This window comes from Xenophilus sp., from assembly GCF_044462705.1.
GTDB classification, from domain to species: Bacteria; Pseudomonadota; Gammaproteobacteria; order Burkholderiales; family Burkholderiaceae_C; genus Xenophilus; species Xenophilus azovorans.
In genome coordinates this window covers 19425-41328 of record NZ_JBIQNC010000017.1, presented here as the reverse complement: position 1 = coordinate 41328, position 21904 = coordinate 19425, and the positions used below count along the sequence as shown (strand labels likewise).

The following is a 21904-nucleotide window of genomic DNA, read 5'->3' as shown; positions in this document are numbered from 1 at the left end:
AGCGGCGTGCGCGCCTCGTCGATCAGGATCGAGTCCACCTCGTCGACGATGGCGTAGTTCAGGCCGCGCTGCACGCGGTCGACCGGCTCGTACACCATGTTGTCGCGCAGGTAGTCGAAGCCGTACTCGTTGTTGGTGCCGTAGGTGATGTCGGAACCGTAGGCGGCCTGCTTCTCCTCGCGCGGCATGTTGGGCAGGTTGATGCCCACCGTCAGGCCGAGGAAGTTGTACAGGCGCCCCATCCAGGTCGCGTCGCGGCTGGCCAGGTAGTCGTTCACCGTCACCACGTGCACGCCCTTGCCGGTGAGCGCATTCAGGTACACGGGCAGCGTGGCCGTGAGCGTCTTGCCCTCGCCGGTGCGCATCTCGGCGATCTTGCCGTAGTGCAGCGCCATGCCGCCCAGCAGCTGCACGTCGAAGTGGCGCATCTTCATGACGCGCTTGGAACCCTCGCGCACCGTGGCGAAGGCCTCGACCAGCAGGTCGTCCAGCTGCTCGCCCTTGGCCAGCCGGTCCCGGAACTCCTGCGTCTTGGCGCGCAGCGCCTCGTCGCTGAGCTGCTCGAAGGAGGGCTCGAGCGCATTGATCCGCTCGACCGCCTTGCGATACTGCTTGAGGAGACGGTCGTTTCGACTGCCGAACAGTCGGGTCAGGAGATTGGTGGCCATGAATGCTGGATCGGCGCGTGCGCCGCATCGAGCGGCACGGCAGGTCGAAAAGCCTAAGATAAGGTGAATGAGACGGGCCGCAGCGCCGCCGCCTTCGGTGTCATCCGAAAGGCCACCGCGTCGTCGGGCCGTTGCCGGCGGTGCAGCCGGCGAACCCGTCATTTTAGACATCGGCCTTCCATGGCATCCCGCCCCCTGCTTTCGCCCCGCCGCCCGCCTGCCCTGAGCCTGCACGAGGCCGCCGAATCGTCGCCGACGCTGTCCGGGCTGATGGCCCGCGTGCGCGAAGCCCAGGCCTGCCTGCAGGCCATCCGCCCGCTGCTGCCGCCCGGCCTGCGCGCCGGCGTCCAGGCCGGGCCGGTCGAGGAAGGCCGCTGGTGCCTGCTGGTGGACGGCAGCGCGACGGCCGCCAAGCTGCGGCAGATGACGCCGATGCTGCTCGCGCACCTGCGCAGCCAGGGCTTCGGCATCGACGCGCTGCGGATCAAGGTGCGCGGCCGCGCCTGAGCCGGGAGCGCAAAAAAGCCCGGGCGGTCATGGACGCGTCCGGGCCTGGATGTGTGGCTTGTCGGACTGGAACATAGCCCGCAAACCCGCATGAATGCTTGAAATCGTCAGGTCGGGGGCAGAATGTGCCCCCAATTGTGCCCCCACGCTCAACGGGATGCCATGAAACTGACTGACGCGAAGCTGCGAAACCTTACCACGCCCGGCAAGCATGCCGACGGCGGCGGCTTGTACCTTGAAGTTACGGCGGCTGGTGGCCGCTACTGGCGCCTGAAGTACCGCCACGGCGGCAAGGAAAAGCGCCTGGCCTTCGGGGTCTACCCCACGGTGAGCTTGAAAGAGGCACGGGAGAAGCGCGAGGCGGCCAAGCAAGTCCTGGGGCGTGGCGAAGACCCCGGCGAAGCGCGCAAGGAGGAGAAAGCCCGCGTCGCCGTGGAAGCAGCCAACAGCTTCAAGGCGGTAGCCTTGGAGTGGCACAAGGCCAATGCGAAGCGCTGGGCCGAGATCACGGCAACCAAGACCATGAAGCACCTGGAGGCGGACGTGTTCCCCGCCATCGGCAATCGGCCGGTGTCGGCGGTCACCGCCCCCGAGTTGCTCGCGATGCTGCGCAAAGTCGAGTCGCGGGGCGCCGGCTACACGGCAACGCGCCTGCGCGAGTTTTGCGGGCAAATCTTCCGCTATGCCATCGCGACGGGCCGAGCCACCTACAACCCGGCGGGCGATCTGGTGCGCGCCATCGTCGCGCCCGAAGTGAAGCATCGGCCCGCCCTCACCGACCGCCGCCAGTTCGGCGAATTTCTGCGCGACCTGAAAGACTACCAAGCGGCGGACAAGTTGACCCTCCTGGCCACGCGCATGGCCCTACTCACCTTCGTGCGCTCGCAGGAGCTACGGCATGCACAATGGGAGGAAATCGACTTCGAGGCTTGCGAATGGCGCATCCCCGCCGCGCGGATGAAGATGGGCAAGGGGTTGAATCAGGCCCACGTCGTGCCGCTGTCTCAGGCCGCTATCGACACGCTGCGCGACATTCAGGCACTCACGGGCGACACCCCGAGCGTCTTCCCCAACGCCAACGGCGCGGATGGGTTCATGAGCGAGAACACCATAGGCCGCATGCTGGTGCGGATGGGCTACCAAGGCCGGCAGACCCTGCACGGCTTCCGTGCCTCTGCGCGCAGCCTGCTTTCCGAACGGGGCTGGAGCGTGGCCGCGCTGGAACGCCAGCTCGACCACGCCGAGCGCTCGAAGGTGGTGGCCGCCTACGCTCGCAGCGAACACTTGGACGAGCGCCGCAAGATCATGGATGACTGGGGTGCGCTGGTGACTTCACTGGAGACCGGCAACAATGTGGTGTCGCTCGGCAAGAAGGCTGCCTAAATACTGGCAAGCCACGCGCCGATCAGCATGCCTCCGGTAGAACCGCCACACTTGGTCAGCGAAACAGCCTCGGAAGCTCACGCAGCCATCTGGACAGGCGCTGCCAGTGGCAGTCCAAGACGCTCGTAGACGGTGGACTTCTTCACCGCCTGCGGCGGAAAGTCGGGATCCGCCACCAAGCCGGCCAGGCACTCAGGATCCTCCAGCAACTCGTTCTCCGACAGTTCCATGCGCTGGAACATCGCCCAATAGTCGGGCTTGTCGGCCCGGCGATGAAAGTCCAGAAGCTGATAGGTGAGTTCGCGTGCCGCCTCATCTGCGGTCCAAGTCAGCCGGTCCTCGGGCAGCGGCTCAACCAAGGCTCGCCGATAGGGGATGAGGCGTGCTTCGGCCTCCGTCAGGGGCTCCGACGTGGTGGCGCTACTGCTTGCGCCGCCGGCAGGGATGCGAGGTGCGGCCCACGGTAGGTCAGCTGGCCGCAGCTTCAGAAGCGAGTCGCGCAGCTCCTGGGTGGAGCGAACGTCGTCCTCGTTATATTTCTCGATGGACTCCAGTAGCGCTGGCTCGCCGGTTTCCTTCCAGCGCTCGTACCAGACGATGCTGGCGCCGGCGTTGGTGACGTCGCCCTCGCGCGCCTCCAAGTAGAAGTGCTCGATGTTCTTGATGGAGTAGCGCGGCTCCGAAACCATGATGCCTTCGCGCACTACCTGATACAGGTCGACGAGCACGCCGCGGCGCAGCCAGTTGTCCACCTCGGCCTCGCGCTTCGCATGCAGCGTCATCAGCTTCTTGAGGGCGGTTTCCTCGTACTTGGCATAGTGATAGACGTGGGCGCCCGGGTAGCTCATGTAGAACAACAGATGAAAGTCCAGCGTGCCCTTGCTTCTGCTGATCGGCATGGTCTCCTGAAAGTCCAGGGCGCAGCACCACAGGTGCGAGACGTCCGGGGAATCAAAGCCGCATGGTCACGATTCGGCACGCGCCGCGGGGCGCTGCCCGCGACCCCGACGGCGAGCGCCGGGGCATCGAACAGCCAGAGTGGTTGATGCCACCACAGGCCAAGATGCACCAGCACCTCGTCCTTGAAAATGCCTTGCTGCCGAAGCAGCCGGCAGCGTCAGTTTCGAGGAGATGCCGATGCTTGCACTGATAGAGAAAGAAGGATGCAATCAGTAGTCCCAGATGACCGGCACCCAGCGGAAAGCGTCCCCATCAACCGCGACACGGCCGACGGATGGGAATGGAAGGTGTGCGGCCACCAGCAACCCACGGTTCTCCGCAAGCTCTCGGAAGAGGCCAACTCGAACACGTGTTGATTCCTCAGGGTCGTGTTCGAAACCGTTCTGCCAGTCGGGGTGATCGAACCCGACCGGGAACATGGCATCGCCGGCGAAGAGGAGCCGCTCCCCTTCAGACACCAATTCGACCACGCTGTGCCCCGGCGTATGGCCACCCGTGAGGCGAACGAACACACCTGGTGCAACCTCGTGCTTGTCCTTGAAGATCCGAAGTCGATCGCGATACTCGTCGTGGAAGCTGGTCGCGGTCGTCCGGAGCACGGGAGGCACCGGATTCGGCATGACGGTCTGGGAGAAATCAGGCGCCGTCCAGAACTCCACCTCGGCAGCGGCAACGTGGATGCGCACGTCCGGGCGCAGCCGATCCCTGACTTCGGGGACCAAGAGCCCGCCCACATGATCCATGTGCATGTGGGTGATGATCACATCGGTCACGTCCTCGAGCCTGATGCCTGCGGCTTCCAGCCGCCGGGGAAACTGTCCGGCGCGCGGAAAGCCCGAGAACTGGCCTCCCAGCCCGGCGTCAATGAGGATGGTCTGGTCTCCACTTCGAGCGACCATGACATTGAGCGGCCAGTCGAACTTGTCCGGCGGCATGAACATGTGGTCGAGCCATTGCGCGAGGTCGGCCGGATCCACGTTGGTGGCCATGGTGGACGTCGGCAGCGGAAGCACCCCGTCGCTGACCACCAGCGCGTCGATCTTGCCGATCTGCAGCGCATAGCGGGACGGGACCAGGTCATCGGCCTGCGGGGTCGTCTGTTGGGGGGGATTGGCTACTGAAGGCATTGTGGAATCTCCAAAGTGATGGCCCAGCCACCGGGGCCGGAAGCGGCTGGCAACGGGTCGGGATCGCCCTCCTGCCTCAGGGGCTGTCGGGCACCAATCACGGCGAAAGGCCGGACGACATGAAGCGTAGGCATCCAGGGTCTGGGCTGGTAGATCTGCCTGGGGCTGCACACCGTTGCCGGATGCACACCAATCGCCTCCGCAAGAAGTGGGTCGCCCTCGTTTCAAGGACGCACCGCGAAGGGGGAGGAATGACGCCACAGCGCTCCTTCCTGCCTGGCAGCAAGGCGGGCGATTCGTACCATGGCCCCTGAGCCCCGCCCCCCCTGTGCCCCGAGGAAGCAAACCCGGCATCGGCGGCCCATGGCATTGACAGATGGCACAGCTCAGACGCGGGCGACCATCTCGCTGACCGCCATCACGTGAGCGGTCGTGCTTCGAATTTCCCGGCAAGCTGCTCGCTCAGAGCCCACAGACGCTCGGCCTGGATGTGGTCCATCGCCCAGGTTCGAACGCCCGATCGCCCGGTCTCCCCGTCCTCGGCCAGGCGCGCGATATTGCAGTCCTCGCAGTACAAGCCCCCCACTCCCTGCAACAAGGGACTGATCGCGCACCAGAGGGCGGTTGCCGCCCCCTGGGCGGGCGTCTTCAGGTCGCGCTCCGGCGCCACGACGAGCCCGCCGTCCGCATCGTGCACGCCGAAGGCGGCGATCTCTTCCAGCGTCAGGTGCCGCGCCAGGGGGCCCAGCACCGAGCCCGGATGGACCGAGAACGCTCGCACGCCCGCCACGCGACCCCGCCGATCGAGGCCGACGGCGAACAGCGCATTGGCCGTCTTCGACTGCCCGTAGGCGATCCACTTGTCGTACGGCCGCCGCACGAACGAGACGTCGTCGAAATCCACCGGCGCCAGTTGATGCCCGCGGGACGACATCGAGACGACGCGCGCGTCGCCTGCCTCCAGCAGGGCCGGCCAAAGGGCTGCCGTCAGCCGGAAGTGGCCCAGGTGATTCACGGCGAACTGCCATTCCACGCCGCGCGGGTCGCGGGCGAAGGGCGTCGCCATGACGCCCGCGCTGTTGATCAGCAGGTGCAGCGGCCGCCGCATCGCCAGACAGCGCCCGGCAAAGGCTTCGATGGAAGCGGGGTCGGCGAGGTCCATGGCGTCCACGACGACGTTCGGCTCGTCATCGAGCGCCTGGCGTGCCCGCGCGAGGTCCCGCGCCGGCACGGTCACCTGCGCACCGGCGCGGGCCAGCGAGCGCACCATCTCCAGGCCCAGCCCCGAGTAGCCGCCCGTGACGATGGCGTGCTTTCCGTCCAGGCGGATGTCGGCCATGACATCGGCGGCAGTGCTGGCGGCATGGAAGGGCGAGGCAATCGGTGCCTGGGGAAAGATCGTCGTGTGCATGGCAAGAAAAAAAGAGGTGATGAGACCGGTGCCGTCACTGTGAACCCGCAAGACTGGACGTGGAAGCCTCGTTCTGCTCGATTCATGTCGAGATAATCCACTCATGGCCGATCCGCTCTCGGATACCCTGTCGCTGCTCGATGCCCGGTGCGAGCTGTCCACAGGCCTTTGCGCAGGGGAGCGCTGGGGCGTTCGCGTCGGCCGGTACGAAGGCCTCAAGTTCAACGTCGTCCTGCAGGGCAGCGCCTGGCTGGTGCCCGAGGGGGCCGCCGCGGTGCCCCTGGCGGCCGGCGACTGCTTCATGCTCGGCGGGGGCGCACCGTTCGTCCTCGCCAGCGCGCCGGACGTGCCGCCGCGCGACGCCGCCGAGGTCTTCGCCGGCGCGCCGGAGGGCGGCAGCGCCCGCATCGGGTCGGGGAAGGACTTCTCGGTGGCCGGCGGCAGGATGGTCCTGGCGCCGGCGTCGGCCGGCCTGCTGGTCGGCGCCCTGCCCGCGCTCATCCACCTGCCCGCCTCGTCCACGGCCGCGCAGACGGCCCGCTGGCTGCTCTCGCAGTTCGTGCACGAACTGCAAGCAGGTGGCCCGGGCAGCCGCACCCAGGCCACGCATGCGATGCACATGATCTTCGTCGAGCTGATGCGCATGCAGCTCGCATCGCCCGGCGGCGTGCCGGCGGGCTGGCTGTCCGCCCTGGCGGACGAGCGGATCGGCCGCGTCCTCGAGGCACTGCACGGCGAGCCGCTGCGGCGGTGGACGCTGCCCGAGCTGGCCGCGATCGCGCGGCTGTCCCGCTCGGGCTTCGCCCTTCGCTTCAGGAAGGTCGTGGGACGCCCGCCGCTCGACTACGTGCTGACGCTGCGCATGCACATCGCCGCGCGCGACCTGCGGCAGCAGCGCAAGCCGGTGGCCGCCATCTCGCAGGCGCTCGGCTACTCGTCCGAAAGCGCCTTCGGCAGCGCCTTCAAGCGCGTGTTCGGCTGCGCGCCGCGGACCTACGCGCCCCGGCGGCCCGGCACGCCCGCCTGAGCCGCATCGGCACGCGGAGGCAGGAAGCCGCGGGCGCTCGCCAGGTCCGGCCACGGCAGGACGGTCTCTCCCGAGACCAGCCACCGGCCGTCGACCTTTCTCAGGCGCAGCTCGTACAGTGCCGCGTCCGCCCGCTCGCTCATGCGCCGGTACAGGATGGCGGTGGCGGTATCGCCCTGCTCCTCGACGTGGAGGATGCGCTTCTCGGTCGACAGGGGCGGCTCGCCGGCATCCCGGCGGCTGCGGAACTCGGCCATCATCTCGGCCTTCGAGAAGCGCGCGACCTCGCCCTGCGGGGTCAGCACCAGGAAGCCGAGGTCTTCGGTGTACAGGCGCTCCATCTGCTCCATGCGGTAGTGGCTGCCTGTCTCCGCAAGTTCGTCGATGAAGGCGGAAATCTCGGGGTTGACGGTGGTGTTCACTTTTGAATCTCCTGGAATGGCCGCGAGGACCGGAGCCTCGAATCTGGCGGCGGGCGCCGCCGTTGGGTAGACCGGCTTCGGACAAACACCGTTGCCCGGACGGACAAGGTGCGAACGCCCACGGTGCCGATGGCTCACCACCGTGTCGCATCCCTGCGATCTACCGCTGCGGCCGGGCTCTTTCTACGATGCCGCTGAACACAGGCACCCGTTTCCAACGAAAGGAGCGCGCCATGGTCACGCAGAGGATTGGCAGGCCCGTCCAGGTCCTGGACGACGAGGCATGGCACGGCTACCAGAGGACGCGCCTGCTGCAACGGCACGCGCAGCTCGGCCGGCATTTCGCACTGGACTGCGCCGGCCTCGTGCGGCGCCTGGCATGCCCGCAGGGCACGCCCGCCTCCGTCAACGCCGCGCCCGCGGCCGGCGCGGCGCGATCGGAGAGGGTTCAGGCGATCGGACACCTCGTGCGCGTCGCCCCGCTGCCCGGCCAGTGCGGGTGGCAGTGGTTCGCCCGATGAGCATGGGCGCTGCGGGCAGCGCCTCATCCAGGTGCCTGCCTCGATGCCGATGAGGCGCAGGCGAAGTAGCCGGCGGTGGGGGCGAACAGCGGCCCCGGGCATTCGTCCCGCCGCAGCCACTGCCAGCCCGCGCACTTCGACGGCTCCCTGAGCTGCGCGTCGCCGCCGGCATCGCCGCAGACGTACAGCGTGAGGTAGCGCCGCCCGCCGTCCACATGGCTGAACCAGCCCTCGGCCCGGGCATTCGACAGGTGCAGGCCCGTCTCTTCGAGGAGTTCGCGCGCCGCGCACGCGAACGGATCTTCGCCGGGCTCCAGATGGCCTCCCGGAAACCCCCAGGTGCCGCGCCCCAAAGCGCTGCGCCGCAGTCCGAGCAGGTAGCGTCCGTCCCGCCGGATCGCCACGCCGACGCCGAGAACGGTCTCGAGCGGCACACTGCTTGTGGAATTCACGTTCATCGAATGCTTTCGAGGGCGTCGAGGATGGCCTCGGGCGTGGCGGGCGCACGCAGCGCAGGCGCCTTGGCATGGCCGCCTGCGGAGGCGACCGCGTCCCATATGGCAAGCCACACGGACACGGCCAACTGCAGCGGAGGCTCGCCGACGGCCTTGGAGCGGTGCACGGTGTCCTCGGCGTTCTCGTTCTCGAAGAACGCAACGCGGAAGTCCGTCGGCACGTCACGCGAGGTCGGTATCTTGTAGGTCTGGGGGGCGTGGGTCAGCAGGTACCCGTCGTCGCGCCAGGCCAGTTCCTCGGTGGTGAGCCAGCCCATGCCCTGGACGAAGCCGCCTTCGACCTGGCCGCGGTCGAGCGCCGGGTTGAGCGAACGCCCGACGTCCTGCAGGATGTCGACCCGCTCCACCTGGAGTTCGCCGGTGAGCAGGTCGATGCTCACTTCGCTGCAGGCCGCGCCATAGGTGTAGTAGTAGAACGGGCGGCCCTTGAACGCGTCGAAGTCGTATGCGACCTTGGGAACGCGGTAGTAGCCCGTCGCCGACAAGGACACCTGCATCGCGAAGGCGTGCCCGCACAGTTCGGCGAAGGCCATGCCGCGGCCGCCGCATCGGGCCCGGCCGTGCGCGAACCACACCTCGGCCGGCGTGCAGTTCCACAGCGCTGCCGCAACCCGCGTGAGACGCTGCCGCAGCTCCCGCGCGGCGTTGAAGGCGGCCATGCCGTTCAGGTCGGTGCCGCTGCTGGCGGCGGTAGACACGGTGTTGGGCACCTTCGCCGTATCGGTGGCGGTCACGAACACGTCGCCGGCGCGCAGCCCCAGTTCGTGCGAGACGATCTGTGCGATCTTGGTGTGGAGTCCCTGCCCCATCTCGGTACCGCCGTGGTTCACGCTGACGGTTCCGTCGACGTAGATCTGGACCAGCGCGCCGGCCTGGTTGAGGCAGGTGGCGCCGAAGCCCACGCCGAACACCGCCGGCACCAGCGCAAGGCCGCGGCGGATCCAGCGGCTGCCGCCGTTGAACGCCTCGACGGCCTGCCGGCGCGCCCGGTAGCTGCAGTCCTGCTCGAGTCGATCCACCAGTGCGGGCAGCACGTTGTCCTCGAGCACGAAGCCGTAGTGCAGGCGGGCTCTCTCGCCCTGCGCCAGCAGGTTGCGCTTGCGCAGATCGAGCGCATCGATCCCCAGCTTCAGCGCCAGGTCCTGCATGGCCGCTTCCATGCCGAGCACCCCCTGCGGCCCGCCGAACCCCCGGAAGGCGGTGGCCGATTGGGTGTGGGTGCGGGCGCGGAACGACGTGCAATGGAAGTGGGGCACGAAGTACGCATTGGTCGCGTGAAAGACCGCGCGGTCCGCAACGGCCCCGGAATAGTCGGCCGACCAGCCGCAGCGCACGAGGTGGTCGAAGGAGGCGGCAGTGAGCCGGCCCGCATCGTCCACCGCCACCTGCCAGCCGATGCGGAAATCGTGGCGCTTGCCGGTGATCATGAAATCGTCGTCGCGATCGGGCCGCAGCTTCACGGGGCGGCCCAGCGCCGCAGCCGCCAGGGCGGCCAGGGCCGCGAAGACATAGCACTGCGACTCCTTGCCGCCGAAGGCGCCGCCCATGCGCCGGCATTGCACGTTGACCCGGCCCAAGGGCCACCCCAGGGTCCGGGCGACGATCTGCTGCACCTCGCTCGGGTGCTGAGTGGCGCAATGCACGACCACGCGGCCGTCTTCCGCCGGCAGGGCATAGGCGATCTGCCCCTCCAGATAAAAGTGCTCCTGGCCGCCTATGTCGACGCATCCGGTGGAAACCATGGACGCGTGCGCGAGCGCATTTATGACATCGCCGCTGCTTGCAACACGCGCGGGAACCGCCTCCATCCCCTTTTTGCGTGCAGCCGTTGCGTCGACAACGGCCGGCAGCAGCGCTGTCTCCACCTTGGCCAGGCGCGCGGCGCGGCGCGCCGCCACGCGGGTTTCGGCGACGACGAGAAACAACGGCTGCCCCCAGTACGAGACATTCTCGTGGGCCAGCAGGCATTCGTCCCTGACGATGATGCCGTGGAGATTCGATCCCGGGATGTCGTCGGCCGTGAGCACGCGCAGGACACCGGGGTGCGCGCGCACCCTCGAAAGATCGAGCGCCAGGATGCGCCCACTGGCCACAGGCGCGAAGCCGATGGCGGCGTGTGCTGTGCCCTGCGTCTCGGGCAGGTCGTCGGTGTAAGGCGCCAGCCCGGCGACGTGCATGTGGGCACTGTCGTGTGCCCGGGCGTCGCCGACACGCGATCCCGCGGCGTCGATGGCGGCGGTCATGGCTCGGCCTCTTCCTGGCATTCGAGGCGGGCACGCTCCGTGCCCTCGAACTCCAGCGCCGCGCGCAGCAGGAGGTTGCCGGCCACGCGCATGCGGTACCCGGCGCTGGCGCGGTGATCGGACAAAGGTGTGAAATCGTCGGCCAGCGCGGCAGCGGACGAGGTCATGGCGGCCGCGTCGAGCGTGCGGCCGCGCAAGGCGGCCTCCACCCCCCGCGCTCGCTTGGGCGTCGCCGCCATGCCGCCCAGTGCGATCCTCGCGGCGGTGACGCAACCGTCGCCGTCCAGCCGCAGCGCGAGCGCCATGCTGACCGCCGAGATGTCGTCGTCACGCCGCTTCGAGACCTTGTAGGCACGCACGAACAGGTTGTTTCCTCGCGCCGGTACGTCGATCGCCTCGATGAACTCGTCCGGCCGCAGCGCGGTGCGCTGGTAGCCGAGGTAGAAGTCTTCGATCGCCATGGCCCGGCGCCCGGCGGCGCCGCGCAGCAGCAGGCGCGCGCCGAACGCCATCAGCACCGGCATCGAGTCGCCGATGGGCGAGCCGTTGGCGATGTTGCCGCCCAGCGTGGCGACGTGGCGCACAGGCGGCGACGCGAAGCGCTGCCATAGCTCCGCCAGCTCGGGAAAGTCGCGCGCCAGCGCCTCGGCAGCGTCCTCGAGCGGCAGCGCCGCACCGATGCGCAGGCCATGGCCGGTCCGGACGACGCCCCGCAGGTCGCCGACACCGGCAAGGTGGATCACCTTCGGCAGCGCGCGCAGCTGCTTCGTCACCCACAGGCCGACATCGGTGCCGCCGCCGAGCAGCACGGCCTCGGGATGCGCCTGCCGCTGCGCGGCGAGTTCGTCACTGCTGGCGGGGAACATCACGGTCTCCCCGTGGCTTTCGAGCACCCGCGGCGCGGCGTCGACGAGCGTTCGCACGCGCTGCAGCAGCGATGCATCGGCCGCCGCGTCGCGTGCGATCCGCGGCAGGCGGTACATGGACCGGGCGGCGCGCAGGATCGGCGCGTAGCCGGTACATCGGCACAGGTTGCCGCTGAGCTGGCGATGGACCTGTTCGACCGGCGTGGGCTGAGGGTGCCGCAGGTAGTGCTCGTAGAGGCTGACCACGAAGCCGGGCGTGCAGAAGCCGCACTGCGAGGCATGCTCCTCGACCATCGCAGCCTGTACCGGGTGCAGGGCGGACGGGCACCCGATGCTCTCGACCGTCACCAGCAGCCTTCCGTGAACGGCGCTCAGCGGAAGGAAGCATGCGTTGACGCTGCGCCAGCGCACGCTGTCGCGGGAAGACGTGAACTCCCCGAGCAGGACCAGGCAGGCGCCGCAATCCCCTTCGGCGCATCCTTCCTTGGTGCCGGTCAGCCGCCGCTCTTCGCGAAGGTGCTGCAGCAGCGTGTGCGCATTGCCCTTCCATCCGGCGTGGACGATGCGCCCGTCATGGCCGTAGATGATGCTTGCGGAATGCATTGGCCTGGCCTTTCGATTTCATTTCGAAACAGTGTGTAGCTTAAATATATTCGCTACACTGTGTTCCGTAAAGTCAAAAGCAGCATCGCCATGCCGGATCGTCAGGATTGCACCGAGCCCAACGAGCCCACGCTGGGCCGGCCACGCAGCGCCGATGCCACCAAGGCCGTCCGGGCGGCAGCGCTGGCGCTGGCGTACGAAGGGGGCGTCCACCATGCCACGGCGGTACGTATCAGTGAGCGCAGCGGCGTGGCGAAGACCACCCTCTACCGCCGCTGGCCGAATGCAGCCGCCATCGTGATGGACGCGTTCCTGGACGAGGTATCGCCGTTGATCCGCTACCGGCGCAAGGCCGACGTGCGTGCGACATTCGTCGCCGCCATCAAGGAGCTGGCGCGGGCGTTGCGCGGGCCGCGAGGCGATCTGCTCCGTCACCTGCTGGGCGCCGCGCAGAGCGATGCCGAGCTGCAGAAGGCGTTCTGGAACCAGTGGATCGCGCCACGGCGCGAGCAGGCGAAGGCGGTGATCGCCGAAGCGAAGGCGCTCGGGCAACTGCGCGACGACGTCGACGAGGACGTGCTCATCGACACCCTCTTCGGCGCCGTCTACTACAGGCTGATGATTCCGTACGCCGAAATCTCGGGGGCCTACGTCGAGGTGCTCGTGAAGCAGGTCTTCTCCGGCGCCTCGGCACCCCTCCCCTAGGGCCCGTCATGCGAGCACGACCCGAAGAAGCGCTCGACGTTCGCTGGCATTTCGGAGACTTCACCCTCCGGGAGACGCAGCGCCGGCTCGAGCGCGACGGGCAGGCGGTGCGGCTCGGGCCGCGCTCCTTCGACCTGTTGCTCCTGCTGCTCCAGCGTGCCGGGCAGTTCGTCAGCAAGGACGAGCTTCTCTCCACGGTCTGGGCCGGCGTCGTGGTCGAGGACGGGAGCGTGCGCGTTCACATGTCCACGCTCCGGAAGGCCCTGGGCAGGCCGGACGATGGCGACGGTTGCGCGGAATGGATCACCACCGTTCCCTTGCGGGGCTATCGCTTCAACGGGCGGGTCCGCCGCGAGGTACCCGATGCATCGCCCGGCGCCCCGCCGCGGTCGGCTCCCCCTTCGTTCGCAAGGCTGCCGGTGCGGCTGTCCGGGCTCGTGGGTCGGGAGGCGGACGTGGAAGACGTGCTCGCATCGCTCGAAAGCCAGCGGCTGGTCACGATCGCCGGCACGGGCGGCATCGGCAAGACCAGCGTCGCGATCCATGCCGTCGAGCGCTACCAGCTGACGCATGGCGCCCAGGTCGCCTTCGTCGATCTCGCCCCGCTGATCTCCCGGGACCACGTGCTCGGCACCATCGCGCGTGCGGTGGGTGCGCCCGCCGACCTTCCCGATGCCCTCGGCGCCATGACGCAATGCCTGGCGGGCCGGGACGTGCTCTTGCTGATCGACAACTGCGAGCACGTGGTGGATTCGCTGGCGCCGCCGGTCGCCGGCCTGCTGTCGGCATTGCCTCGGCTGCGCATCCTCGCGACCAGCCGCGAACCGCTGCGCGTGCCCGGCGAATACGTCCTCAGGCTGTCCGCGCTCGCGATACCGGATGCGCAGTGCCTCTCTCTCTCCGAAGCCATGCGCTGGCCCGCCGTCGAACTGCTCGTCGAGCGGGCGAGGGCTGCGGGCGCGGGCGGTTTCGTGGATTCGCACGGCCCCCTGCTGGCGGCGATCTCGCGGCAGGTCGACGGCATCCCCCTGGCCATCGAACTGGTGGCGGCACGCCTGGGCGTCCAGTCCATCGAGGACCTGGCGCGCCGGCTGGACAGCCACCTGCGGCTCTACGCCCTCGACAGTCGCGCCGCCCTCCCGCGGCACCGGACGCTGGCGGCGGCCCTGGACTGGAGTGTTGCCCTGCTGGACGATGCGGAACTTCGGGTCTTCCGCCGGCTGTCGGTCTTCCGGGGCCGCTTCGACGTCGCATCCGCGCTCGGCGTCACCGCCGGCGACATGAACCAGGAGGCGGCATTCGATGCGCTGGTCTCGCTGGTCAACAAGTCGCTGGTCTTCTTCGACGGCAGCGACACCGTCGCGCCCTACCGCCTGCTCGACACGACGCGCAGCTACGCCGCCGAGCTGCTTGCGCGCAGCGATGAACGTCCCTCGTTGCTGCAGCAGCATGCGGCGTTCATGCTCGACCTGATGAAGGCGGCGACGGAGGACCTGCAGGAACTGACGGAGCACGCATGGAGCGACCGGTACGCCTACCGCCTGGACGACGTGCGATTCGCGCTGGACACCTGCCTGGTACGGCAACCCGATGCCGGAACGGCCGCTTCGCTCGCGATCGCGTCGGCGCCGCTCTGGTTCCGCCTGTCGGAAGTCAGCGAGTACCTGGGGTGCATCCGCGCGGCGCTGGACCATGTCCATCGGTCGCCGGCGCCCGACCGCCTGGCGGCCGGCCGGCTGGAGATCGCGCTCTACAACGCGCTGTGGCACACCGGCGGCGCGCTGGCGGAAATGACGCAGGCCTGCGAGCGGGCGCTTGCCGGCGCACTGGAGTTCCAGGTGCCGGCCCTGGAGTTTCAGGCCCGATGGGGCCTTTGCGCACTGAACATCACGCGCGGCGAGTACGCGCCGGCGCTGCGGCACGCCGAAATCCTGAACGACCACGCAGGCCGTTCGCACAAGCCTGTGACGCGGAATCTGTCGCAGCGGATGCTGGCGCTCGCCAGCCATTTGTGCGGCGCGTTCCCGAACGCCGAGGCGCATGCCCGCGAGGCCGCCGCCGTGGACGAAGCGACCCGGCGCCATCGCGACAACGCGTTCCAGCCCGATGCGCGGACCACGGCCGTGGCCATCCTGGCCAGGACACTCTGGATCCGGGGCGACGGCGATCTCGCCATGCGCACCGCGCGCCAATGCAGGGAAGAGGCGGAAGCGCTCGGGCACGCCCTGTCCCTGTGCGTTGCGCTGTTCTGGATCTGTCCGGTGGCCATCTGGGCAGGCGAGCGGACGGCGGCGCGCGGCTGCATCGACAGGATGCTGCAGGTGACGGAATCCAGGGGCTTCGCCTACTGGCACCAGTGGGCGCTCTGCTACGACGATGCGTTGAAGCTCGACGAGGTCGTCGATCGGGCGGCACATGTCGAGGAAGTCCGCGCAAGGCTCCCGGCCCTGGACGGGCCCCGCAGGGAGATGCTCGCCACCTTCTGCGACGAATGGATCGATGACGGCCTGGTCGCGCGTGCGATGCGTGGCGAGGCGCAGTGGTGTACGGCCGAGGTGTTCCGCTCCGCCGGGCGGCGCCAAGAGCGGCGGGACGATGCCGCCGGCGCCGAGGCGCTCTACCTGCGCGCCCTGGCGCTTGCGCGTTCGCAAGGCGCAAGCGCATGGGAATGGCGCGCGGCACGGGCCTTGGACGATCTGGCGTGCGCCGTTCCTCGATGAACCGGACGATCCAAGTCGGCGAGCGCAGCGAAGCCCTCAGGGCACCCGAGGAACTGGCCTTGCCAGGCCTCTGGGTGCGCCACCCGCATCGCATGAAACGGCTGGCACGCAGCGGTTCCAAAGGCCGCGGAGCAGGCCGTGCCAGGGCACCCGTGGAACCGGCTTTGCCGGGCCACCGGGTGCGCCCCCCTCCCGCCGAAGGCGAGAGAGGGGGGAGCCGCGAAGCGGCTTGGGGGGTGTTTCAATTCAGCGCGATGCCGCCGTCCACGCGCAGGTCCATGCCGGTGATGAAGCGGCTGTCGTCGCCCGCCAGGAACAGCGCGGCACGCGCCAGCTCGTCGGCCTTGGCGAGACGGCCCAGCGGGATGGCCGACGCCATGCCCTGCTCGAACGCGGGCCGGTCCGCCTCGGACACGCCGAGCTTCTCCAGGATCGGCGTGTCCGTCGGCCCCGGGCTCAGCACGTTGACGCGGATGCGCCGCGCCTTCAGCTCCAGCGCCCAGTTCCGCGCGAACGCGCCGATGGCGGCCTTCGTGCCCGCATAGACCGCGTGGTTCTCCAGGACCTTCGCGCTCGCGATGGAGCCCGTGAGGATGATCGACGCGCCCTCGCGCATCAGCGGCAGCGCCCGGGTGACGCCGAAGAACACGGCGCGCGTGTTGGTGGCGAACTGCGCGTCGTAGCTGGCCGGCGTGACCGCGGGCGAAGGCTCGATGTTGTTCATCCCCGCGTTGGCCATGTAGATGTCGATGGCGCCGAAGCGGGCGGCGATCTCCGACGCGACGCGCTCGTGCGTGGACAGGTCGCCGACATCGCCCACCACGCCGTGCGCCGCCGCGCCCAGTTCCGCCACGGCGGCCTCCACCGCCGGCGCGCGGCGCCCCACGATGACCACGCGTGCGCCTTCCGCGACGAAGGCCTTGGCGGCCGCCAGGCCGATGCCGCTGTTTCCTCCGGTGACCACGGCGACTTTTCCGGATAGCTTGCTCATGCAGATTCCTTGGTTTCAGACGAGCCGTGAATCTAGGGGCCTGCGCAGGCCTCGGGTAGCGCCTGCACGGGACAAACACTTGTTCCCGCGCGGCACGGCGGCGCCTGCGCTCCGGTGTTTCGCAGGTCGTCGATCACCGTCCTCACGATCGCGGCAAGGAAGGCCTCGCGCGGATAGTCCCGCGATGCCGCGAGGTGCCGGACAAGGGGGTTCGGATGCTGCGCCAGCGGCAGCACGTAGGCCCAGTGGTCGGCGTCCGCCTCGGCCAGCAGCCTCGAGCCGGGCAGCAGCATCCGGCCCGCGGGGATCTGCCCGTCGTTCCTGCGGTCCGAGGCGCTCAGCCGGTCGAAGAAGGGCACCAGCGCGGGGGCGACGTTCTTCCGCGCCGTGTACGCCACGACGGAGTAGGTGCGCACGCCGGGCGGCAGCCGGTGGCGCGCCAGCCAGCTCGCCCTTTCCTCCGTCGCCAGGCTGCGTATCTCGCCGCCGCCGGAGGCCGGGCACCCCAGCACCGCCCACAACGGCGCGAGCGCGCCGTACAGCGCGGCGGAGCCGTCCGCGAGCGGCGTGCCCATCACCGCGCCGGACACCGAGACCAGCGCCCTGACCTTGGGCGACAGGCGCCCCTCGCCCTGCAGGCGGTCGAGTGCCAGCAGGGTGTCGGCGACGCCCTTGGAGTAGGCGATCAGCAGGATCTCCCGCACTTCGGGACGCAGGGCCTCGGCGTGCAGCTGCGCGGCGATGAGGCCGGCGTTGCGCACCGACGAGGCACGCCCGGGGACCTGCAGGGCGCGTACGTGCCCGAGGGTCGCCCGCAGGTACGCATATCCCTGCGTGTGGCTGTCCGGCCGCGCGCGGCGCCGCCCATCGCTGAACGGCAGGGACTGGTCGTCCACGCAATCGCCCAGCAGCCCGGGGACGATGAGCACCCGCAGGCCCTCGGGCGCGGCGAACGGCGCCGGCCCGGCCGTCGCCGCGCGCGCCGCATGGTGCAGCCACCTCGACGGCTCCGGGTCCTGATGCCGCCGCGCCAGCTCCTCGCCCAGCCGCTGCGCGAACGCGGGCCGCATGTCGGCGATGCCCGCGTGCTCGAAGGGCAGCGTGGCCGCCAGGCCAGACGGCAGGCCGGCAGGCTGCGCGCACGCCGTCGCCAGCAGGACGGCAGCCAGGCCGATGCAGCGCCGCATGCCGCCAGGGCCTGTGAATGCCATGGAAGGGGTCGCGAAGCTCATCCTAGGGCGCACGCGTCGATGCGACCGGCCCGTCGACCGCGATGCGCGGCCGCACCGACATGCCCACGCGCAGGTGCCGGGCCGCCGCCTGGCCGGGCAGGATGCGGATGCGCACCGGCAGGCGCTGCACGATCTTGGTGAAGTTGCCGGTGGCGTTGTGCGGCGGCACGGGGGAGAAGCTCACGCCGCTGGCAGGGCCCAGGCTTTCCACCCGGCCCTTCAGGCTCGCGCCCGGCAGGGCATCGACGGCGATGTCCACCGGCTGCCCGACCTGCACGCGGCCCAGCTGCGTCTCGCGGAAGTTCGCCTCCACGTAGAGCGCGTCCAGCGGCACCAGCGTCAGCAGCGGCTCGCCCACGCGGGCATGGCCGCCGACCCTGGCCCTGCGCTGGGCGACCACGCCGTCCACAGGCGCCGCGATGCGCGCGTAGGACAGGTTCAGCTCGGCGTCGGCCCGGGCCGCCCGGGCCCTCGCCAGCTCGGCCCGAAGGATCGGCAACTGCTGCTCGGCCGCACGCAGCGCCGCCTGGTCGCGCTCGCGCGCCGCGCGCTGGATCTCCAGCTCCGCCCGGGCCTGCTCCAGCGCCTGCACCGTCCCCGAGCCATCCCGCGCCAGGTTGTCGAAGCGCTGCCGGTTGGCCTGCGCGAGCCTGAGCCGGGCCGCGGATGCGGCCACGGCGGCCCGCGACTGCCCGATCACGCTGGTCTGCCGCTCGATCTGCGCCGCGAGGCTGTCGACGGCCGAGCGCGCGGCATCGACCGCGATGCGCAGCCGCCGGTCGTCGATCTCCACCAGCGGCGCGCCGGCCGGCACCGCCTGGTTGTCGTCCACCGAGACGCGGCTGACGATGCCGGCCACCTGCGGCGCGACGACGGTCAGGTCGGCCTGGACGTAGGCGTCGTCGGTGGCCTGCCACGGCGCCTCCGACTCGTGGCGCTGGAGCACCGCGACGGCGCCCGCGATGGCCAGGGCGGCGGCAGCCGCGGCGCCGATGCGGAAGCGGGAACTGGAACTCATGGGTGGACGCTCTTCGACGGAAGGGAGGATGCGGGGCCCGCAGGTGCAGGCATGCGCTGGAGCATGAGCACCGCGGGGATCAGGAGCAGCGCCAGCACGCCGAACACCCGGTAGACGTCGGCGGCGGCCAGCACGTTGGCCTGCAGGGCGACGGTCTCGGCCAGGCCCGGCGGTCCCGCCGGGGGCCAGGGCAGCCTCGCCAGCAGACGGCCGGCCCGGTCCAGCAGCATCTCGTGGTGGAAGCGCCCCCGCACGGCCAGCAGCTGGCCGATGACCGAGCCTCCCAGCAGCGCACCGAACGCACGCAGGGTGTTGACGATGCCCGCCACGTGGGCGCCCTCCACCGGCTGCACGACGCTCGTGGCCAGGAAGAGCAGCGGAACGATCGCCATCGGCTGGCCGATGGCGTGGAGCATCGCGGCCGCGGCGAACTGCGGGACCCTCCATTCGCCGGTGATCCCGCTGGCCAGCCAGCAGCCCGCGGCGATGCAGGCCAGCCCGGCGGCGAAGACGTGCCGTGCATCCACCCGCCGCTGGTACAGCAGCTGCGCGACGGCGGAGCCCAGCGCCAGCTGGGGCAGTCCCACCATCAGCCCGATGGGTGCGCTCTGCTCGATCCGGAAGCCCTGCAGCGGCCCGAGCAGGTTCGCCGGCAGCGCGACGGCGGTGGCGCAGACCATCAGCAGCAGCACGAACACGCCGAAGCCGAGCCCCAGGTTGCGGCGCCCGAGCATCTGCAGGCGGATGAAGGGGGCCGGATGCCGCCATTCGCTCGCCGCGAAGATCAGGACGAACACCGCGGCGCCCAGCGTCGCGGCGGTGACCAGCGGCGAGCGGAACCCGTCCAGCCGGACGCCCTGGTCCAGGGCGACGGCCGCCAGCGCCAGGCCCGGCGCGCCCGCCGCCAGCCCCAGCCAGTCGGCCTGCCTCAGGCGCTGCGGCGCCGCGGGGTCCTGCGGGATCCCCCAGGCCACCATCGCCATCGCGGCCAGGCCGATGGGCACGACGTGCCAGTAGACCCAGCGCAGGTCCTCCAGCCGATCGACGCAGGCCGCCGCAAGCCACAGCGCCACGTTGGGCGAGAAGGTGGCCGTCAGCGCGTACAGGGCCAGCCCGTGGAGGTTGATCGCCGGCGGCAGGAAGCGCAGCGCGGCCATCATGAGCAGAGGGATCAGCGCGCCCGAGCACAGGCCGTGGAGCGCCCGCAGCGCCAGCAGCAGGTGCAGCTCGCGCACCCAGGGCATGAGCACCGACAGGGCCATCGCCGCGGCCAGCATCGCCAGGTGGAAGCGGCGCATCGAGAAGGTGATGGCGAACCACGTCGCGAACGGCATGACGGCCAGCTCGCCCGCCGCATAGGCCGTGCCCAGCCACGAGGCGTCGTCGCGCGCGAACCCCAGGTCGCCCTGGATGTCGGCCAGCGCCAGGGCTGGGACGCGGCCGTTCAGGCCCGCCACCATCGCCGCGAGCAGGATGCCGACCAGCCCGACGGCGAGCCGCGGACCGAACGCCGCCCGTGCCGGCGCTGGCGTCATGGCCCCTCCTCTTGCGGCGTGGCGGCGTCGGCCTGCAGCGCCGCGGACCACCCGCCGCCGAGCGCGCGATAGAGCGCGACCACCGACAGCGCGGAGGCGGTGGCGCAGTCGGCCAGCTCGGCCTCGCCGGCCAGGAGCGCGCGGTGCGCCACCAGGACCGAGGTGAAGTCGGCCGTCCCCTGCCGATAGGCGCGCCGCGCGACGTCCAGCGCAACCCGGCCCTGCGCCAGCGCGGCCTCCAGCTGGCCGTGGCGCGCCCGTTCCGTCCGGTGGGCGGTCAACGCCTCGCTCACCTCGTGCCATGCGCCCAGCACGGTCTGCCGGTAGGCGATGCCCGCCGCCCGGTGGCGCGCCTCGGCCAGTGCCAGCATGCCCACGAGCCTGCCGCCCTGGAAGACGGGCAGGTGCAGCGTCGGCCCGATCGCGAAGCGCCGCGCGCTCCAGCTCCCGAGGTCCGACAGTTCGGCGGCCTGGTAGCCGATGCCCGCCGCGAGCCCGATGCGCGGGTAGAAGTCCGCCTGCGCGGCGCCGATGTCCGCCACGGCCGCGCGCAGCCGGGCCTCGGCCTGCAGGATGTCGGGCCGGTTGCGGGCCAGGTCCGACGGCACGCCGACGGGCAGGCGCTGCGGCATGGCCGGCATCCCGGCGCCGGCGAGGCGCGCGTCCAGCGCGCCGGGCGGCATGCCCAGCAGCAGGGCCAGCGCGTTCGCCAGGTTGTCGCGCTGCTGCAGCCGCTGCGACTGGCGCGCCTCGATGCCCGCCAGGCTCGCGCGGGCTGCGGCCGCGTCCTGCCGGGTGGCGACCCCGTTGCGCTGCCGGCTGTCCGCCAGCCGCACCAGCTCCGCGGCGATGCGCCGGTTCTCCTGCCCGATGGCGATCTGCGCCTGGGCGCCGCGCAGCAGCAGGTACGTGCGCGCCACTTCGCCGGCCACCGACACCCTCGCCGCCGCCATGCCGAACGCGCTGGCGTCCAGCCTGGCGCCGGCGGCTTCGTCCAGGTGGCGCAGGCGCCCCCACAGATCCAGCTCCCAGCCGGCCTGCAGGCCCAGCGTCCAGCTGCTGGACGGCGCTGTCGGCGCCCCCAGGCGCACGAGCGGCGAATGGGCGCTCAGCGCCGAGCGCGTCTGGCTCGCCTCCGCCGCGACCTGCGGCCAGCGCACCGCCTGCGCCAGCCCCAGCAGCGCACGGCTCTCCGAGACGCGCTGCGCCGCCGCCTGGAGATCGAGGTTCGAACGCGCCGCCTCGGCCTGCAGGTCGCCGAGCGTGTCGTCGTGGAACAGGCGCCACCACTGCGCCGGCACCGGCGCCTCGCTCAGCGCCGACGCCGGACCCGCCCAGCGCGCGGCGGCATCGGGCTGGATGGGTGCGGGCGCCTGCAACTGCGGCGCCGCAGCGCAGCCCGCCAGCACCAGGGCCAGCGCGGAAACGGCATGAAGCGTGCGGCCCATGT

At 70.4% G+C, this 21904-nt stretch carries 18 protein-coding genes and 1 pseudogene; 6 read left to right on the top strand and 13 right to left on the bottom strand.

Translation table 11 applies throughout. From position 1 onward, the window contains the following. Positions 1–668 (bottom strand): annotated as a pseudogene (secA, locus tag ACIY1X_RS05385) (preprotein translocase subunit SecA); the annotation flags it as partial. 180 nt (positions 669–848) lie between these two features. Between secA and ACIY1X_RS05380 the strand changes: the two are divergent. Both ACIY1X_RS05380 and ACIY1X_RS05375 read left to right on the top strand, forming a co-directional pair. After that, positions 849–1175, top strand: coding sequence for a DciA family protein (locus tag ACIY1X_RS05380; protein ID WP_399678684.1), 327 nt, complete (start codon positions 849–851; stop codon positions 1173–1175). Positions 1176–1337: 162 nt separating this feature from the next. Further along, the gene (locus tag ACIY1X_RS05375; protein WP_399678682.1) at positions 1338–2558 is read left to right on the top strand and encodes a tyrosine-type recombinase/integrase; all 1221 of its coding nucleotides are present in this window, start codon (positions 1338–1340) and stop codon (positions 2556–2558) included. A 77-nt stretch (positions 2559–2635) separates the two neighbouring features. Here the strand turns inward: ACIY1X_RS05375 and ACIY1X_RS05370 are convergent, their stop codons facing one another. The 3 genes from ACIY1X_RS05370 to ACIY1X_RS05360 all read right to left on the bottom strand — a co-directional run bounded on the left by ACIY1X_RS05370 (position 2636) and on the right by ACIY1X_RS05360 (position 6056). After that, on the bottom strand, positions 2636–3457 hold the full coding sequence (locus tag ACIY1X_RS05370; RefSeq protein WP_399678679.1) for a TM0106 family RecB-like putative nuclease: 822 nt from the start codon (positions 3455–3457) through the stop codon (positions 2636–2638). 270 nt (positions 3458–3727) lie between these two features. Continuing rightward, positions 3728–4645 (bottom strand): MBL fold metallo-hydrolase, encoded by a 918-nt coding sequence (locus tag ACIY1X_RS05365; protein ID WP_399678676.1) that lies wholly within the window; start codon positions 4643–4645, stop codon positions 3728–3730. A 418-nt stretch (positions 4646–5063) separates the two neighbouring features. Continuing rightward, positions 5064–6056, bottom strand: a complete 993-nt coding sequence (locus ACIY1X_RS05360; RefSeq protein WP_399678675.1) for an oxidoreductase — start codon at positions 6054–6056, stop codon at positions 5064–5066. Between the two features lie 103 nt (positions 6057–6159). Between ACIY1X_RS05360 and ACIY1X_RS05355 the strand changes: the two genes are divergently transcribed. After that, positions 6160–7083: an AraC family transcriptional regulator gene (locus ACIY1X_RS05355; RefSeq protein ID WP_399678673.1), complete on the top strand. Its 924-nt coding sequence runs from the start codon at positions 6160–6162 to the stop codon at positions 7081–7083. On the opposite strand, the gene ACIY1X_RS05350 is transcribed toward ACIY1X_RS05355, so the two are convergent. After that, positions 7050–7505 carry a hypothetical protein gene (locus tag ACIY1X_RS05350; protein ID WP_051953865.1) on the bottom strand — a complete coding sequence of 152 codons (456 nt, stop codon included), beginning with the start codon at positions 7503–7505 and terminating at the stop codon, positions 7050–7052. The genes ACIY1X_RS05355 and ACIY1X_RS05350 overlap by 34 nt on opposite strands. A 233-nt stretch (positions 7506–7738) precedes the next feature. On the opposite strand from ACIY1X_RS05350, the gene ACIY1X_RS05345 reads away from it, so the two are divergent. Then, positions 7739–8026: a hypothetical protein gene (locus tag ACIY1X_RS05345; RefSeq protein ID WP_399678672.1), complete on the top strand. Its 288-nt coding sequence runs from the start codon at positions 7739–7741 to the stop codon at positions 8024–8026. Positions 8027–8049: 23 nt separating this feature from the next. On the opposite strand, the gene ACIY1X_RS05340 is transcribed toward ACIY1X_RS05345, so the two are convergent. Genes ACIY1X_RS05340 through xdhA form a run of 3 tightly spaced genes read right to left on the bottom strand, consistent with a single transcriptional unit; the run spans position 8050 to position 12253 of the window. Then, positions 8050–8484, bottom strand: a complete 435-nt coding sequence (locus ACIY1X_RS05340) for an NUDIX hydrolase (RefSeq protein ID WP_399678670.1) — start codon at positions 8482–8484, stop codon at positions 8050–8052. Further along, positions 8481–10784 (bottom strand): xanthine dehydrogenase molybdopterin binding subunit, encoded by a 2304-nt coding sequence (gene xdhB / locus ACIY1X_RS05335; protein WP_399678667.1) that lies wholly within the window; start codon positions 10782–10784, stop codon positions 8481–8483. The genes ACIY1X_RS05340 and xdhB overlap by 4 nt, the downstream gene beginning before the upstream one ends. After that, positions 10781–12253 carry a xanthine dehydrogenase small subunit gene (gene xdhA / locus ACIY1X_RS05330; RefSeq protein ID WP_399678665.1) on the bottom strand — a complete coding sequence of 491 codons (1473 nt, stop codon included), beginning with the start codon at positions 12251–12253 and terminating at the stop codon, positions 10781–10783. Before xdhA ends, xdhB begins: the two co-directional genes overlap by 4 nt. A gap of 90 nt (positions 12254–12343) precedes the next feature. On the opposite strand from xdhA, the gene ACIY1X_RS05325 reads away from it, so the two are divergent. Both ACIY1X_RS05325 and ACIY1X_RS05320 read left to right on the top strand, forming a co-directional pair. Then, positions 12344–12958 carry a TetR-like C-terminal domain-containing protein gene (locus tag ACIY1X_RS05325; protein ID WP_399678662.1) on the top strand — a complete coding sequence of 205 codons (615 nt, stop codon included), beginning with the start codon at positions 12344–12346 and terminating at the stop codon, positions 12956–12958. 8 nt (positions 12959–12966) lie between these two features. Beyond that, the gene (locus tag ACIY1X_RS05320) at positions 12967–15678 is read left to right on the top strand and encodes an ATP-binding protein (RefSeq protein ID WP_399678661.1); all 2712 of its coding nucleotides are present in this window, start codon (positions 12967–12969) and stop codon (positions 15676–15678) included. A 241-nt stretch (positions 15679–15919) separates the two neighbouring features. Here ACIY1X_RS05320 and ACIY1X_RS05315 read toward each other — a convergent pair whose 3' ends face one another. The 5 genes from ACIY1X_RS05315 to ACIY1X_RS05295 are packed head-to-tail and all read right to left on the bottom strand — an operon-like array spanning position 15920 to position 21902. After that, positions 15920–16669: an SDR family NAD(P)-dependent oxidoreductase gene (locus ACIY1X_RS05315; RefSeq protein ID WP_399678659.1), complete on the bottom strand. Its 750-nt coding sequence runs from the start codon at positions 16667–16669 to the stop codon at positions 15920–15922. A gap of 32 nt (positions 16670–16701) precedes the next feature. Further along, a complete protein-coding gene (locus ACIY1X_RS05310) occupies positions 16702–17880 on the bottom strand; it encodes a hypothetical protein (RefSeq protein ID WP_399678657.1) in 1179 nt (392 codons plus the stop codon). Between the two features lie 22 nt (positions 17881–17902). Next, on the bottom strand, positions 17903–18919 hold the full coding sequence (locus tag ACIY1X_RS05305) for an HlyD family secretion protein (protein ID WP_399678656.1): 1017 nt from the start codon (positions 18917–18919) through the stop codon (positions 17903–17905). Continuing rightward, on the bottom strand, positions 18916–20454 hold the full coding sequence (locus ACIY1X_RS05300; protein WP_399678654.1) for an MFS transporter: 1539 nt from the start codon (positions 20452–20454) through the stop codon (positions 18916–18918). Before ACIY1X_RS05300 ends, ACIY1X_RS05305 begins: the two co-directional genes overlap by 4 nt. Beyond that, the gene (locus ACIY1X_RS05295; protein ID WP_399678651.1) at positions 20451–21902 is read right to left on the bottom strand and encodes an efflux transporter outer membrane subunit; all 1452 of its coding nucleotides are present in this window, start codon (positions 21900–21902) and stop codon (positions 20451–20453) included. The genes ACIY1X_RS05300 and ACIY1X_RS05295 overlap by 4 nt, the downstream gene beginning before the upstream one ends. Positions 21903–21904: the final 2 nt, after the last annotated feature.